At 57.0% G+C, this 15,304-nt stretch carries 11 protein-coding genes; all 11 read right to left on the bottom strand.

Going from position 1 to position 15,304, the window contains the following annotated elements; translation table 11 throughout:
- Positions 1-12: 12 nt before the first annotated feature.
- Positions 13-1,425, bottom strand: a complete 1,413-nt coding sequence (ccoG, locus tag EY643_RS13245) for a cytochrome c oxidase accessory protein CcoG (protein ID WP_153239685.1) — start codon at positions 1,423-1,425, stop codon at positions 13-15.
- Between the two features lie 75 nt (positions 1,426-1,500).
- On the bottom strand, positions 1,501-2,376 hold the full coding sequence (ccoP, locus tag EY643_RS13240; protein ID WP_153239684.1) for a cytochrome-c oxidase, cbb3-type subunit III: 876 nt from the start codon (positions 2,374-2,376) through the stop codon (positions 1,501-1,503).
- On the bottom strand, positions 2,369-2,548 hold the full coding sequence (locus tag EY643_RS13235; RefSeq protein ID WP_153239683.1) for a cbb3-type cytochrome oxidase subunit 3: 180 nt from the start codon (positions 2,546-2,548) through the stop codon (positions 2,369-2,371). The genes ccoP and EY643_RS13235 overlap by 8 nt, the downstream gene beginning before the upstream one ends.
- 4 nt (positions 2,549-2,552) lie before the next feature.
- Complete coding sequence (ccoO, locus tag EY643_RS13230) at positions 2,553-3,161, bottom strand: cytochrome-c oxidase, cbb3-type subunit II (protein ID WP_153239682.1); 609 nt, start codon at positions 3,159-3,161, stop codon at positions 2,553-2,555.
- A gap of 13 nt (positions 3,162-3,174) precedes the next feature.
- Positions 3,175-4,614: a cytochrome-c oxidase, cbb3-type subunit I gene (gene ccoN / locus EY643_RS13225; protein ID WP_153239681.1), complete on the bottom strand. Its 1,440-nt coding sequence runs from the start codon at positions 4,612-4,614 to the stop codon at positions 3,175-3,177.
- 53 nt (positions 4,615-4,667) lie between these two features.
- A complete protein-coding gene (locus EY643_RS13220) occupies positions 4,668-5,267 on the bottom strand; it encodes a Yip1 family protein (RefSeq protein ID WP_153239680.1) in 600 nt (199 codons plus the stop codon).
- Between the two features lie 144 nt (positions 5,268-5,411).
- Complete coding sequence (gene fnr / locus EY643_RS13215) at positions 5,412-6,164, bottom strand: fumarate/nitrate reduction transcriptional regulator Fnr (RefSeq protein WP_153239679.1); 753 nt, start codon at positions 6,162-6,164, stop codon at positions 5,412-5,414.
- Positions 6,165-6,242: 78 nt separating this feature from the next.
- Positions 6,243-7,670: an oxygen-independent coproporphyrinogen III oxidase gene (gene hemN / locus EY643_RS13210; RefSeq protein WP_153239678.1), complete on the bottom strand. Its 1,428-nt coding sequence runs from the start codon at positions 7,668-7,670 to the stop codon at positions 6,243-6,245.
- A gap of 125 nt (positions 7,671-7,795) precedes the next feature.
- Complete coding sequence (locus EY643_RS13205; protein ID WP_153239677.1) at positions 7,796-8,974, bottom strand: helix-turn-helix transcriptional regulator; 1,179 nt, start codon at positions 8,972-8,974, stop codon at positions 7,796-7,798.
- Complete coding sequence (locus EY643_RS13200; RefSeq protein ID WP_153239676.1) at positions 8,964-12,914, bottom strand: DUF1631 family protein; 3,951 nt, start codon at positions 12,912-12,914, stop codon at positions 8,964-8,966. The genes EY643_RS13205 and EY643_RS13200 overlap by 11 nt, the downstream gene beginning before the upstream one ends.
- Positions 12,915-13,015: 101 nt before the next feature.
- Complete coding sequence (locus EY643_RS13195; RefSeq protein ID WP_153239675.1) at positions 13,016-15,244, bottom strand: lipopolysaccharide kinase InaA family protein; 2,229 nt, start codon at positions 15,242-15,244, stop codon at positions 13,016-13,018.
- Positions 15,245-15,304 lie beyond the last annotated feature (60 nt).

Here is a 15,304-nt window from a genome sequence, read left to right as displayed (position 1 = left end):
TCCGTTGTGATCCTAAAGCGGTTTCACAAAGCGGGATTCATGGACGATATTAAGTGCGTCGGCGTCCGTGGCCTGAGCGGTAAAGTCGAAACCTGTACTCGGCTTGTCCAGCATGCCCGGCTCCATCCTGATACGCAGGCTGATCGAGCGAACCTCACCACCGTCCAGGGTGTGATGTGTTTCACCGATGATTTCGGCGCCTTCAAGGCCGCTGATTGAAATCTCGAATTCATGCATATCTGGATCCATGTTCACCAGCTGCAGCGTGTAGATGTTATCAATTGCGCCGCTGTCTGTCGTGACGTAGAGCTGGTTTCGGTCGCGGATGATAGTGAGTTCCAGTGGGACACGGTACACCATATTGTAGGAAAACACGCCGACCATCACGCAGAGCACTACGATGTACCCGATAATACGCGGGCGCATCCAGTGGGTTTTACCACCACCATCGAGTTCGCGCTCACTGGTGTAACGAACCAGGCCCTTGTCGTAGTCCATTTTTTCCATCACCGAATCGCAGGCATCGATGCAGAGGGCGCAGCCGATGCACTCGTACTGCAGGCCGTCGCGGATATCGATGCCGGTAGGGCATACCTGAACACAGAGTTCACAATCGATACAGTCGCCCAGCCCTAACTCTTTCGGATCGGCTTTTCTTTTTCGGCTTCCGCGAGCTTCACCACGGGTCTTGTCATAGGAGACGATCAGGGTGTCCTGGTCAAACATGACAGATTGAAAGCGCGCATATGGGCACATGTATTTGCACACCTGCTCTCGCATCCAGCCAGCATTGATATAGGTAGCGAAGGTGAAAAACTGGGTCCAGAAGTAGGCCCAGCCGCCGGCCTGGGCGAAGATCAGGTCAGTCAACAGTTCGCGAATGCCGTAGAAGTAGCCGACAAAGGTGACCCCGGTTGTTAAGCCGATAAACAGCCAGCCTGCGTGTTTGAGAAATTTCTTGCGAAACTTCTCCAATGACATCGGGCTCTTGTCCAGTTTTATTCGTTGGTTGCGACTGCCTTCGGTTTTCTGTTCCCACCACATGAACATCGTTGTCCAAACGGTTTGCGGGCAGGTATAGCCACACCAGATTCTGCCGGCAAAGGTAGTCACCGCGAAGAGCATGTATGCGGCAATAATGAGAAGGAAGGCCAGCATAGGGAAATCTTGCGGCCAGAAGGTCAAGCCGAGGATGTGAAACTTGCGCTCGGGCAGGTCGAACAGAATAGCTTGCCGGCCGTCCCAGGTGAGCCAGGGCAACAGGTAGTAACCGAGCAGTAGCGGCCAGCCCGTATAGAGACGGATTTTCTGGAAGAAACCCTCGACTTTGCGGGTGTAGATTCGCTCCCGGCGCTGGTAGAGATCGACTTCGCCGACTTCAGCGGGCGCAACTTCAGTAAGATCGATCAGATCCTTGTCAGACATGGCGATGTTCTCGCTAGAGTGAGGCGGAGGGACCAGAACCTGGTCCCTCCGGTACAGCTGGGGATTGCTACTGGGTTAATTGCTCAAGCCGTAGACATAGGCGGTCAGGATGTGAATTTTGTCCTCGCTTAACAATTTCTTCTGAGCGGGCATTACACCGTTGCGGCCAGCGCGCACGCTGTGGCTAATCTGCTCCATTGAGCCGCCGTACAGCCAGATGCCGTTGGCGAGATTGGGTGCGCCGAGCGCGGGATTGCCAGTGCCATCAGCAGCATGGCAAGCGAGGCAGTAAGTCTGATAGTGCTTGCTCCCTTCCTCGGCCTGGGCAGGATCCACTTCGCGGCCGCTCAGCGACATCACATAGGCGGAGACGTCGGCCACGCCCTTATCTCCCAGGATGCCACCCCAGGGCGGCATTGCAGCCTGCCGGCCATGAACGATACTGGCCTTGATGGCATCGGGGCTGCCGCCGTACAACCAGTCATCATCGGTCAGGTTGGGGAAGCCGTAGGCGCCCTTGGCATCCGCGCCGTGGCACAGGGCGCAGTTGTTGCTGAACATCCGCATGCCCATTTTGCGCACAGCGGGGTCAGACGCAATTTCCTCTATCGGCAGAGCCAGGTAGCGGTCGCGCATGTCGCGGTAGCGCTCATCGGCGGCGGCCACTTGCTTGTCGTGCTGCTTCACCTGGGTCCAGCCGAGAACGCCTTCATAGTTGCCCATGCCGGGATAGACGATCAGGTAGCCAATACCAAATACGATGGTGATCACGAACATCATGAACCACCAGGCCGGCATTGGGTTGTCATACTCTTCAATACCGTCGTAGACGTGGCCAGTGGTCTTGGCTTCGGGGTTTTCGCGTGAGCGATTTCCGAATAGTACCCAGGTAACCAGAATGATGGTGAGCGAAGTGAGTATGATTACCCACAAACTCCAGAAACTAGTCATTCCTTGCTTCCTCCTGCATGGTGCGTTGATTCAGCTCTTCGTCTGCGAAGGGCAGTTCGGCCGCTTCATCAAATGCTTTTTTACGTTTACCGCTATAGGCCCAGAAACACATTCCGATAAAGGTGAACATCAGGAAGGCGGTACTGATCCCTCGAAGATCGTTGATATCCATAGTGTTAGCGCCTCGATTTCAGTAGCAGGCCCAGTTGTTGCAAATACGCAACCAGAGCGTCGATTTCTTTTTTGCCTTCCACCGCGGCTTTAGCGCCGGCAATGTCATCGTCGGTGTAGGGTACGCCAACCGTACGCAGCGCTTCCATCTTCGTACCGGTTTTGTCGCCACTGATTGTTTTCTCAAATAGCCACGGGAATGCAGGCATATTTGATTCCGGTACCACGTCGCGCGGGTTGTAAAGGTGCGCGCGATGCCAGTCGTCGGAGTATCGGCCGCCCACGCGTGCCAGATCCGGCCCCGTGCGCTTGGAACCCCACAGGAAGGGGTGGTCGTAGACGAATTCACCAGCCACTGAGTAGTGGCCATAGCGCTCTGTTTCTGCGCGCAGCGGGCGAATCATTTGCGAGTGACAGGTGTTACAGCCTTCCCGGATGTAAATGTCGCGGCCTTCCAGCTCCAGCGCGGGCAGTGGTTTAAGGCCAGCGATGGGCTCGTTGGTTTCCTTGAGGAACATCAGCGGCACCAGTTCCACCAGCGTACCAAAGCTGATGGCAATGATGATGCCAACGATCATCAGGCCGACATTGGTTTCGATTGCTTCATGTTTCATTGTCTATTGCTCCTTAGGCTGCGCTTGCTGCAGCCGGTGCCGGCTGGGCTTCGACATCTTGGCGAGTAGTCATGTACACGTTGTAGGCCATGATGAACATTCCACCCAGGAAGATCGCGCCACCGAGTACCCGCACAACATAACCAGGGTAGGACGCGGCTACCGACTCAACAAAGTTGTAAGTCAGAGTGCCGTCCTGGTTGTAGGCGCGCCACATCAGGCCCTGCATGATGCCGTTTACCCACATGGACGCGATGTAAAGTACGGTACCGATAGTCGACATCCAGAAGTGCACGTTGATCAGGTCGGTGGAGTACATGCGCTCGCGGCCGAACAGAATCGGGATGAGGTGATAGAGAGCACCTATGGAAATCATGGCGACCCAACCCAGAGCACCGGAGTGCACGTGACCGATGGTCCAATCCGTGTAGTGCGACAGCGCATTCACGGTCTTGATGGACATCATCGGGCCTTCGAAGGTGGACATGCCGTAGAACGACAAGCTCACGACCAGGAAGCGCAGGATGGGGTCGGTACGCAGCTTATGCCATGCGCCTGACAAGGTCATCATGCCGTTGATCATGCCGCCCCAGGAAGGTGCCAGCAGGATCAGGGACATTACCATACCGAGGCTCTGGGCCCAGTCGGGAAGGGCGGTGTAGTGCAGGTGGTGAGGGCCGGCCCAGATGTAGACAGCGACCAATGCCCAGAAGTGCACAATAGAAAGACGGTAGGAGTAGACGGGTCGACCCGCCTGCTTGGGTACGAAGTAATACATCATGCCCAGGAAGCCAGCAGTCAGGAAAAAGCCAACTGCGTTGTGGCCGTACCACCACTGAACCATCGCATCGACGGTGCCGGCATAAACGGAGTAGGACTTGAATGCTGAGACAGGGATGGCAGCGGAGTTCATCAGGTGAAGAACCGCGACTGTGACGATAAAGGACCCCAGGAACCAGTTGGCGACATAGATATGGCGCACTTTCCGTTTCATGATAGTGCCGAAGAATACGATCGCGTATGTCACCCAAACCAGGGTGATCAGGATATCGATCGGCCATTCCAGCTCTGCGTATTCTTTGGAAGACGTGAAACCAAGAGGTAAAGTGATCGCTGCGGCAACAATGACGAGTTGCCAACCCCAGAACGTGAAGGCGGCGAGCTTGTCTGAAATCAAGCGCGCCTGGCAGGTTCGCTGCACAATAAAGTACGACGTGGCGAACAGCGCACATCCACCGAACGCAAAGATGACTGCGTTGGTGTGCAGCGGGCGCAGGCGCCCGAAGTGCAGATATTCGATTCCGAAGTTGAGCTGGGGCCAGGCTAGCTGGGCGGCGATAATTACGCCTACCAGCATGCCCACGATCCCCCAGACGACTGTCATGATTGCAAACTGGCGCACCACCTTATAGTTATAGGTGGGATGTTCCAGTGCGGAGTTAAGCTCGCTCATGGTTTCATTCCAAAGTCAGATTTTGAGAAAAACTAAAATCGTTGTTGTACGGGTCAGTCAGTGAAGGCCGGAGCCGCACCGAAGTCCCACAGAATCACTGCGCCGACCATAATGCAGATCAGCAGTACCAGTGCCACACCCATCACCGCACTGGAAAACAGGAAGCCGCGTTCCTCGGGGATGTTCATCACGATGGGGATTCCCAAGTACATCAGGTAAACCGCCCAGCATACGGCGACAATGCCGATCAGCAGATCCAGCCACAGCACCGGGAAGAAACCCACTGCACCGAAGATAAACATGGGGGTCGCCGCCAGCGAGCAGATGATGATGCCCTTGGCGATCGTGGATTGTGCACCGTAGGTGTCGCTCATCCAGTGAACGAAGTAGCCCAGTACGGCGAGGCATGCCACTTGCGTTATATAGAACAGAATACATATTTGCAGGGCACTGTCTTTCGTTAGCCTGATGCTCTCGCCATCGCCGACAGTCCAGCCGACATTCGTGGTGCCGTAGTACCAGGCAACCGCAGGAATAAGTGACAGGATCAAGGGATAGAGCAGCAGGGTCTTAAAGGAGCTGTCTGACAGCTCAGAAATGCTCTTCCACTGAGAACTGGGCTTAACAAGCAGGCCGAAGGTGTGCTGAATCATTAGGTTTTTCTCTCCCCAAAGCTACGCTGGTAATTGTCGTGCATTCTAGGGTGTCCAGAACAATTCACCTTGATGTGTATCAAGGTAGAAATTGACGCCGATAACGCTTCCCCGGTTTGGGGATTAGCTGTCGACAGAGCCGTGTTAACTGGTGAGGTTTGCTACGTTCCTCAGGCCCCTGGCATCCAGAATTTCGATTTCCTTGTTGTCAACTCGCAGAATTTCCATTTTCTGCATGCGGCTGAAGACCCGGGAAACGGTTTCTACCGTCAGACCCAGGTAATTGCCGATGTCTACCCGCGACATGGGCAGACGGAAATTGGTGGCGCTGAGCTTGCGGCGCGCGTTGCGTTCCGAAATGCTCAGCATCAATGAGGCCACGCGTTCATCGGCTGAATTTTTACTCAGCAGCGTGATCAATTGCTGGTCTTCGGTAATTTCGTGGCTCATCAGCTGGAAAAAGTGTCTTTGCAGATTGGGCATCAACGCGCTGAGCTTTTCCAGTGAGGTAAAGGGGATTTCACAGACCGCGGAGGTTTCCAGGGCCTTTGCCGACGAGGCGTGTGCGTTGTTGGAAATACCATCCATGCCGAGGATTTCGCCCGGGAAATAAAAGCCGGTGACCTGCTCGCGGCCATCATCCGTTGTCTTGTAGGCCTTCAGGGTGCCTGAGCGCACAGCGAATACGGATTGGAAGTCATCGCCTTCACGGTACAGATGCTGGTTCTTCTGTAGTGGTTTGCTGCGCTGGATTATCTCGTCTAGCTGGGCGATGTCATCGCTCTCGAGAGCGAGAGGCAGGCAAATGCTGTTCAGGCGACAGTTGCCGCAATTGACCTGAAAGTCGTGGGTACACGCTTTGGCGCTGTCACTCCCCGATTGAGCAATGTTCGTCATGTGGAAACCTTTGCGCGAGAACAACCTCAATTATAATCGAAATTTCGCATAGCCTGTAATGTGATTTTTGTAGTTGGCTCAGACGGTAGCAGAGAATTTTGGCGCGGGTTCATCCCCCTGATGGGCTCCCAGGTAAGCGTCGAAAGGCATGCAGATGTTGCGTAGGAAGGGGCGCCCGCGTTTGTGGATAGTGATCTGTTCGTTGGAAATGGTCAGGAAACCGTCTCCAACCATGGGCTGAATGGCGTCCAGTTCGCGGGCAAACTTTCGACTAAAGTCTATACCGAACTGACGATTCACATCGCCCAGGTCGAGTTTCAGGTCCGAAATCAGGCTCATTATCACGTGGCGGCGCAGTTTGTCCTCGTCGGTCACCATACAACCGCGGGTGACAGGCAGCTCACCGGCGTCAATCATTGCGTAATAATTGTCCAGTTCTCGTTCATTTTGCAGGTAGTAGTCGCCGATCTGGCTGATAGCAGAGACACCCAGCCCCAGCAGGTCGTCTGCCATGCGCAGCGAGTAGCCCTGGAAGTTACGTTGCAGACGGCCCTCGCTCTGGGCAATAGCGAGCTCGTCGTCGGGGAGTACGTAGTGGTCCATTCCGATCAGTTCGTAGCCAGCATCCTGCAGCGTGCGACTGATCAGCTCATGCAGCAGCAGTTTCTCGTCGGGTTCTGGCAGGGTGAGGCGGTCGATAGCGCGCTGACTGAGAAAACGCTCTGGCAGGTGGGCGTAGTTATAGCAGGCGATGCGGTCCGGCCGCAGGGCGATGACCTTGCGCAGGGTTTCTTCCATCGTAAGGCGGTCCTGGTGGGGCAGGCCGTAGATGAGATCGAAACTGAGGGAGCGGAAGTCGTGGCTGCGCACGCTGTCCACCAAATGGGCAACGTCCGCATAAGATTGGATGCGATTGACCGCTTTCTGCACCAGCGGGTCGAAGTCCTGGATACCCAGGCTGATGCGGTTGAATCCGACGCCTTTGAGCAGGGCAATCGTACTCAGGTCGACAGTGCGGGGGTCGATTTCGATCGAGTACTCGCGGTAGCCCTTGTCCAGTAGCTTGAAGTGGCTTGCCAGCAGGTGCATCAATTCGGTGATCTGGGCATGGTCCAGATAGGTTGGGGTACCGCCGCCCCAGTGCATCTGGGTGATAGGACGCTGGTCGCCTACCAGTTCGGATTGCATCAAAATTTCAGTCTGTAGGCGCTGCAGGTATCGCTGGGCAACACCTTTCTCCCGGGTGACGATTTTGTTGCAGGCGCAGTAGTAGCAGATGTCGTTACAGAACGGGACATGCAAATAGAGCGAGAGCGGCTCGCGTTTGTGGTCGCCGTCGGTGCCCTGCCATTTGCGGTAGCTCTGCATCGGGAAATCCTGGCGGAACTGCGGCGCAGTGGGGTAGGAGGTATAGCGGGGTCCCTGGCAGGCATATTTGCGTGCCAATGCCATGTCCTCCATGAATTCGGGGGGAACAGTGGTCGATGCAAGAAAGTCAGTGGGCATATTGATGGTGGGTTCCAGCCTGCGATGGTACAGGTGGCGACCATAGCAAGAACCTCAAAAAGGCTCGTTGATCTGCGTCAACAGCTGTATATCGGTCGCCTGCCCACGAGGGTCGCGGACGAAATCTATCCCAGTGAGGCGACACTCTTGATGATGAGCCTGACCAGTTCGGCCTGACGCGAGACGCCCGTTTTCGCAAATATGGATTTTAGCTGGGCGCGTGCGGTGTGCTGGGAAATGTTCTGGGCCTCTGATATTTCGGCAAGACTCAGTCCCCGCGTGAGCAGAATCGCCAGATTGGCCTCGGCCGGGGTGAGCTCGAACAGGTCCCCCAGGGCCTGTTTTGAGGCAGGTTCGTGTAAATCCGGGTCGGATATAAAGACCGCCGCGCAGGGGCCAGACTGCCCCTGGCTCCACTCGGAATGGGGCACCGGACGCACCACCAGACCGAGGTCGGCTCGCGCACCTGAGCGGGGTACCCGCAGGGCGCGCGCAACCGAGGGCTGGCCCTGATGCTGGGAGCTGATGATTGTGGCAACGGCTTCCTGTAGTTGGCGATGGGCATCCCGGCCCGCGAGTTGCAGGGTGTCGCCTCTTAGTGAGAGTCCGTCGGCCTGTTCGAGCAGGACCTGTGCGATAGGATTGACGTTGAGAACCCGGGCCTGCTCATCGAGGATAATCGTTGCCACTGCCAGTTGGGACACGGCGCCGGCGTAGACATCTCGCTCTGAAGTGGCCCGGTTCAAGGCGGCGTACAACTCGATGGCACGGCGCAGATGCGGTGTGAGGCGGGTCAGCAAGGCCCGGTCATCGGCGTCGAATCTGGCTTCTTCCTCTCGCCTCGACAGGCGCAACCGCGCGAGCATGCCGCCAGATTCCGCGGTATCTACCCCCAGTATTCGAAACAGGCCAATCGGGTGCAGATACTGGCGGTAATAATCGGATTCCATCAGCGCTTCGTCTGGCAGGATATCTTCCAGCGCAGTGACTTCATCCAGTGGCAGGTTAACGAAGGGGTCAAGGGAAAAAAACTCGTCCCGATAGGCCGTCAGCTCCCAATCGTCAGGGCTGGCAGATTCCGCGGCGTCCGAACCGTCGGGGCGGACGCTATTCAAAATCAGGCCGGGGTCGCCGGCAGAGGGCGGGCGCAGCACCAGTGACACAACCTGCACATCCAGGAACTCGCGCAGGGCGGGGAGGGCACTCTGCCAGGGCTTGTCCTCTAGCGGACCCTGATAAATCGCGCCAAGCAGTGCGTCGTAAGCGGTGTCGATAGTCGCGGCCACGAGGTGGTCAACGTTCAATATTGGAGAGGTCTTCGGTCACTTCTGCGAGTGGTTTGGGTTTGCCGATGCCCCAGCCCTGCAGGTAATCCACGCCGATCTCTTTGAGTTTTTCGATGATCTCATCATTCTCAACCGATTCCGCGATCGTTTCCTGACCGAGGAAATGGGCCAGATCATTGATCGACCGGGCCATGGCGTAGTCGGCGCGGCTCTGGTGAATATTGGAGACAAAAGTGCCGTCGATCTTGACGTAATCAACCGGCAGTTCGCGCAGGTAGTTGTGGCTCGCGAGTCCCGTACCAAAGTCATCGATAGAGAATTTGCAGCCGATGTTGCGGAATGCCTGAACGAAGTCGGCTGCTTTCACCAGGTTGGAAATGGTACCGGTCTCTGTGATTTCAAAACAGACGAGGCTGGTGCCCACGCCGAATTCAGAGATTTGCTCCAGCAGATATTCCATGAAGTCGTTGTCAGTGACGCTCGCACCAGACAGGTTGATCGCCAGATGCGGGACCTCCTTCTGGTCGTCCATCAATTCGCTGATCCAGCTGAAAGCCTCCCGCACCACCCAGCGATCCACGAGCGTCATAAAGCCGTAACGCTCGGCGGAGTTGATGAACTCCTCGGGTGAACTGATGGAGCCGTCCTTGTTGCGCAGCGCCAGCAAGAGTTCGTAGTGGCGTCGTCGTGCGCTGCCATCTTCGACTGCACTTTGTACAATCGGCTGGGCGCGAAGTACGAACCGGTCGGTGGCGAGCGCCTGCTCCAGATCTTCCCGTGAACGGTCCTTCTCGCTCTGGTATTGGGTCGCCAGAGTCTGGTCTTCGTGATACGTCTCGACCCGGTTGCGGCCCTGTTCTTTGGCGTAGAGCATGGCGGTGCGGGCGGATTCGAGCAATTCTTCTACCGGCGGGCTGTATTCGAGTATCGGTGCCACGCCAATGGAGACGGTGAAGGACACTTTCTCTCCCTCGATTTCCAGATTGCCACCCTCGATATCAGCGCGGATTTTCTCTCCCAGCTGGGCGGCCTGTTCCAGTGAGCGATCAAGCACCAGCAGGGAAAATTCGTCCCCTTCTATCCGGGCCGAGGAACATTTTTTGCCGTGGAGCTGAGCCAACAGTTTGCTGAATTCCAGTAACACCTGGTCGCCACTCACCTGGTCGTATACCTGATTGACCAGGTCGAACTGATCAATGTTGATGTAGAGCAGGGCGTGCTGGGCCTGTTTGCGCTGGGCGTGGCGCAAAGCGCGTCCCATCTGGCTGATAAAGTTCTCGCGATTGACGAGTTTGGTCAGCGTGTCGTGATTACGGGAGAAGCTGAGGGTCTGCTGCGCCTGCTCCAGTGTCTGGTAGATACTCTTGTCCACCACTGACAGATCTTCAGCGGGGGTAGGGGACTGGGCTCCCTGGCTCAGCTTGCGCGCCAGCTGAACGGCATTGAGATCAGCGGTTTTGTGTCCTCTTTCGTCGACGAAGATGAAACGATTTTTGGCCTCGCTGATCCAGGCCAGTTTCATCCTGTGCCGCTCGCCCTGGGCGTCCCGGTAGCTCAGCCAGGAATCTGCTTGCAGTTGCTCAACCCGGCGGATCCAGCGGCGCAGGCGGGGCAGTTCATTGACCTTGGCGCGCAAGGCCTCAGCCGATTCGCTCTCGGTGTCTGTTTTCTCATCGATCTCGGCGGATTCCACCGCCTGGTTGCTGGCCAGAATGTCACGCAATTCATCCAGCACACTCTCGTGCGCGACGTTGGTGGGCAGGGCAGCGGTAATTTGCTGACCCACCATGTCGAGCAGGGTGTCGGCCTCAAGGCCTCGCTGCATGACCAGTTCTTCGTTGGTATCGCCGTCCTGTAGCTCACTCAGCCAGGAGACCAGCGTGTCTAGGCTGTTGACCTGATCGGCCCACATCTGGCTTTCTGTGCCCTCTTTGACGTGGGTGAGTACCAGCAGGTCGCGAAAGCCGCTCTCCACCAAATCCAGCAGGACTCTTGGGGCCGCAGGTGGCCGGATCCGCTCATTGATGACCTCGCTGACAGCGCGGCGCGCATGGTGCAGTTTTTCCTGGCCTTCCTGAGTGCGCACCACGCGTTCGACGTTGCGCGCTATTGCGCGCTCCTGCTGTTCGGCGAGACGGTCGATTTTTTCTACCGCACGTTCGAATACAGCGTCGTCCTGCTCGTAGTCGTTGACGATTTCGTCGACGACGTGATTGATACGATCTTCCAATACCCGGTTAGGGAAATTGGCCGAGGTGGCCAGTGCCGATAGCTTGTCGACCATGCCCCGCGCCACATGGCTTCTGTCGACGAAAAAATTCTGGTCCTGCAGGGCGAGCTTTGCCAACGGAATTTGCAGATTGCTCAGGGCGGGTTTCAGCTCTTCATTGACGTTGAGTTCTGAGTGGATAGTGCCAAACAAATTGTCGACAAGATCGAGTTGATTGAGGCTGTCCGCGGTGAGTCCGCTGGTTTCGCGCAAGTCGCCCAGACGTTCGCGGTGATCGGCTAAAAACTCGCGCAGCGATGTGGCCTCTTGCAGTGCAGCCTGTACATGCGTATCCCGCTGGATGCTGCCCAGTGCATTGGCCACCGTTTGGGCATCGGCCAGGCTTGCGTTCTGCTGTTGAGCGGCGCCTGGATGGGTATCCCAACTACCGGCTGGTGCCTGCTGCCCGCCTGCTTGCTGCCCGCCGAGGCCGCGCCGCATGGCGAGAGCATTGATAATCGAATCGTACATACCCTGGGACTGGGCCCCGGTAAAGGCCTGTCCATGAGCGGCAGCGGCATGTGGCTGACCCGTTTGAGGTGGATACCCGGCCTGGTAGCCGTCCTCGGCAGCATGTGGCAGGTTGCGCGCTACATCATCAAGGTTCTGCCCCATGGGCTCCCGCTGGCGCTCGGGGGTGCTTCTGTCGGATGAAGTCTTGCTTGGTGCACGGAGCAGCGAGCCCTTGGTGCGAATCCGCTCCTCCAGGCCTGGGCCAATCCCCTGTTCCTCCAGAAAACTATTGAGATACTGGTAGGGTTCGTCAAGTTTGCGAATGACTTTGCGGGAAAAATAGTCGAAGCTCGCGCTGGCGGCTTCCGTGGGCAGGTCCAGTCGGGCGATGGTTTCCTGGAAGGCATTGCTGAGTTGGCGCGGGTGTATGGGCAGGCGCACTTTAAGCGGAGCGGCATTAATCAGTTGGGCTGTGCGGATGATCAGGGCTTCGAGCGAGAGGCTGTGCTGTTCTTCACCCATGGTGACCATGCGGTTAATGGCAAGATCGTGCTCGAATTTGTTCAGGTCTACCAGGTCGAGTTGGTCCGACGGGATCGCGCCCTGGCCAAAACTCTGCCCTCCCTCTGGCGGGCAAAGTTCGTTGAAATAGGCTGCGACGATCTCCAGCGTGTCGCGGCGCAGGTTTTCCAGCTCATGACGAATCGTATTGGCCCCATCGTAGAGAGGGTGGCCATGGTCATTGCTGTTGCCGGCCTGAGCTGACATATCTACCAGGTGCGGGACCAGGTCGTGGAGGAAGTTTTTCAGAATCTCGGAAATACGCAACATTGATCGCGTGCGCAGCTCGCGCAGTAGGCGAGTATGTTCTGCGCTGGAACCTTTTATCTCCTGCTCTGTGCCAGGAATGTCTTTGCCCGAGTGGTCAGCAATAAGCCGAAGCAAAGTGTCGCGATGACCAGTCTCCAGTAACCGCAAGGTCAGGTCGGCGCCGGCGATAGCAACGACGCTGGCCTCGACATGCTCTTCAGGGTCCTGGCTGTCGTAATAGAGCGCTGCGTTGATGCCGGGCTTCACGCTGACTTTGCCTCCTGTCGCGGGCCCTTCGACGAGCTGCACGCCGGCCAGAAGAAATTCACCTCGATCAGCTACGGACAGCTGTCCCGCCAGCCTCGCTGAATTCTCGAGTGTCAGGGTGGCGTAGATAGACGGAGCTTTTCCTTGCGCTGCGGGCATTTTTATCCTGATTTACAGTGACAAACGCTGTGGGGAGCCGTGGGCCGGCTCTACCAGTGAGTATAACGATATAATTCGTAGGGACAAACCGGTTCGCTACCTTACTTGCCGCGCTTGCCTTTGAGCCACTTTTTCATCGTCTGCTTGTAGTCATAGTAGTGGAACGGGATCCGCCACAGCGGCGACAGCGATTTTCCAAGGTGGTTCTCATAGATATCGATAAACTGTTCGCGATCGGCCCAGGACAGTTTATAAGCGATGCGAATCAGGTCGAGCATACGATCGCGATGGCGAACTTTCGAACCGGGGCCGGACCAGATTCGGGCGCGACCGATATCGATGGCCATGGGTGTTATCTGACCATCATCCGCCTGGGTCAGCAGCAAATTGCCGGAAGACAGGTCCCGGTGGATCACCTGTTTGTCATGCATATGGCAAACAAAGCCGGCGATGATGTCAAACCATGTCTCCTTGTCGTGCCCGCGAAACTCCAGCGCTCCATCGTTAAATGCCCGGTAAACATCGCGACTGGAAAAAGCATCGGGAACAAATTGGCACAGATACCAGGAGTCGCGAATTCCGGCTTGTTCCGGTGCCTCAAAGAACGCGATTGGCAGGGGTGTGGCCACGCCTCGTCGCAGCATCTGGCAGGCGTTGTTCCAGTGGCGGCGACCTTTGCTGGGCCGGAAGCGGTACGTGAGCTTTTTCAACCCAACCACCCGGTTGAGTTTGACCGTGAGACTACCGGTGGGGCCGCGAGGGTCATCAATGTTCCACAGGCGGTTGCGTTTGTCTCGCAGCACTTTGAGTTCTGGGTAGCTGCCCAGAGCCGCCGGGTATAAGAGAGGCACCGCTTCGAGGTCTATGCTCTGCGCGCTTGAGCGCAGCATGGCGGCGCCCAGCCAGTGGTCGTTCTGGACCGGCGCGGATTGCCACTCTGCGCTACTCAAATGATCGATGTGCGCGAAGCAAGCGAGGTCGTCGGTGGTCGGCAGTGAGGTCGACTCCGCGGCGTCTGCCAGGTCGATAAACAAGGGGTGTTCGGTGATGACAACTGGTGCATCGGTGGTGTTGCCGCAAGTATCCCTGAAACTGCCACTTTGGACCTGAGTAGGTGACAGAAGTTTGGAGAGGGGGACGACCATGGCGTCTCTGCACCAGGTGACTAGAAAAGGTTTGCCGGCGGCGGAGGTATAGCGGGCGATGCTGAGCCCAAGTGGGTCGTGCTGAAATAGTTCACAGCTGGCGCCCGAGAGACGGGGAACCAGATGGCCGAGAGCGCTGAACGCGGGCGTGGGCTGGAAATGTTCAGCTTCACCGCGGATGTGTCGGTAGTAGCTGACCTGGTCGATGACCGGGTAGTCGTCAGCGGCGTCGTCGATCAGGCCGTCCCTGGAGCAGATCAGCGGCCCCCAGTAGACACGCTCGAGCGCTTCGCTGGCACTGGCCAGAGTGAGATACCTCACGAGGTAGTCCGCGCGTTTCTGTTCTGGCTCGGCGCCGCGTCGCTGCAACCGCTTGATGGTCCAGCAAGTGTAGGTGCAGTACAGGCGCTCGGCGCCAGCTGTGATTCCCATTTTGCGCAGCACGCGCGCCTTCTTGATGAGATTGAACTTGAGTACGTCCCTGGCGAGTCGCCCCAGGACCCGGTGATCGAAGGCTTCTGGTTCGACCACTCGCTCGACAAACAGATTGTCCGTGTGGATGTCCGGTGTGGCCTGTAGATGGCGCAAAACACCGAGATATGTGGCGTTGTACAGGGGTTCAAAATCCGACACATTGGGCCCACCCAGGGGGACGCGCAATCCCTCGGCACGTTGCCTGGCAATATAGGTGGCCATGACAATGCCTGGAGAGGTAAAACCCGACCACTTGCCACGGTTGGGCGTGTTACCTATTTCGATGGCGTGTACCCGGTCGCCAAACCGACGGTAAACTTCCTCGACGAAATCCCCCCATCGTTGTTGTACTTGGACGTCATCGAAGATCTGGTGTGCCTCCGCCGCAGGCGGCAGGAGGTCGAGCATGACGTCGAATTTCTCGTCAAGCAGCTGTTCGAGCAGGCGCTCTGCCGGGCCGCCAAGGCTCTCATAGCTGAAGTGCATCCGCACCTGTTTGATGCTGAGTTCTTCCAGCCTAGAGCAGATATAAGCATCTATGCTGGCGCTTTCCCCGGGCGCCACGTTGACGCCGAAAAAGTCGCTGGCCACTACGTGACGCTCGGCAGGAAGGTGTGATTCGCCCAACTGGGAGAGGCTCTGGCCGATGGCGCGGAAGAATTCCAGCGCCGCCAATGGATAGCCGTAAAGCGGGTGAAGCAGTTTGTTCAAGGCGGTGTTCCCTGTGCCGGGTCGAATTCCAATGGCGCAGTATAACAGGCGACGTTGGGC

The sequence above is a fragment of the Halioglobus maricola genome, assembly GCF_009388985.1.
In the GTDB taxonomy this organism is placed as follows: domain Bacteria; phylum Pseudomonadota; class Gammaproteobacteria; order Pseudomonadales; family Halieaceae; genus Halioglobus; species Halioglobus maricola.
The sequence above is the reverse complement of the archived record's forward strand: the minus strand, read 5'-3'. Positions and strand labels throughout refer to the sequence as shown.

Excerpts from the sequence above, each read along its gene's own strand:
- ccoG (WP_153239685.1), bottom strand. The coding sequence starts at position 1,425 with ATGTCTGACAAGGATCTGATCGATCTTACTGAAGTTGCGCCCGCTGAA.
- ccoP (WP_153239684.1), bottom strand. The coding sequence starts at position 2,376 with ATGACTAGTTTCTGGAGTTTGTGGGTAATCATACTCACTTCGCTCACC.
- EY643_RS13235 (WP_153239683.1), bottom strand. The coding sequence starts at position 2,548 with ATGGATATCAACGATCTTCGAGGGATCAGTACCGCCTTCCTGATGTTC.
- ccoO (WP_153239682.1), bottom strand. The coding sequence starts at position 3,161 with ATGAAACATGAAGCAATCGAAACCAATGTCGGCCTGATGATCGTTGGC.
- ccoN (WP_153239681.1), bottom strand. The coding sequence starts at position 4,614 with ATGAGCGAGCTTAACTCCGCACTGGAACATCCCACCTATAACTATAAG.
- EY643_RS13220 (WP_153239680.1), bottom strand. The coding sequence starts at position 5,267 with ATGATTCAGCACACCTTCGGCCTGCTTGTTAAGCCCAGTTCTCAGTGG.
- fnr (WP_153239679.1), bottom strand. The coding sequence starts at position 6,164 with ATGACGAACATTGCTCAATCGGGGAGTGACAGCGCCAAAGCGTGTACC.
- hemN (WP_153239678.1), bottom strand. The coding sequence starts at position 7,670 with ATGCCCACTGACTTTCTTGCATCGACCACTGTTCCCCCCGAATTCATG.
- EY643_RS13200 (WP_153239676.1), bottom strand. The coding sequence starts at position 12,914 with ATGCCCGCAGCGCAAGGAAAAGCTCCGTCTATCTACGCCACCCTGACA.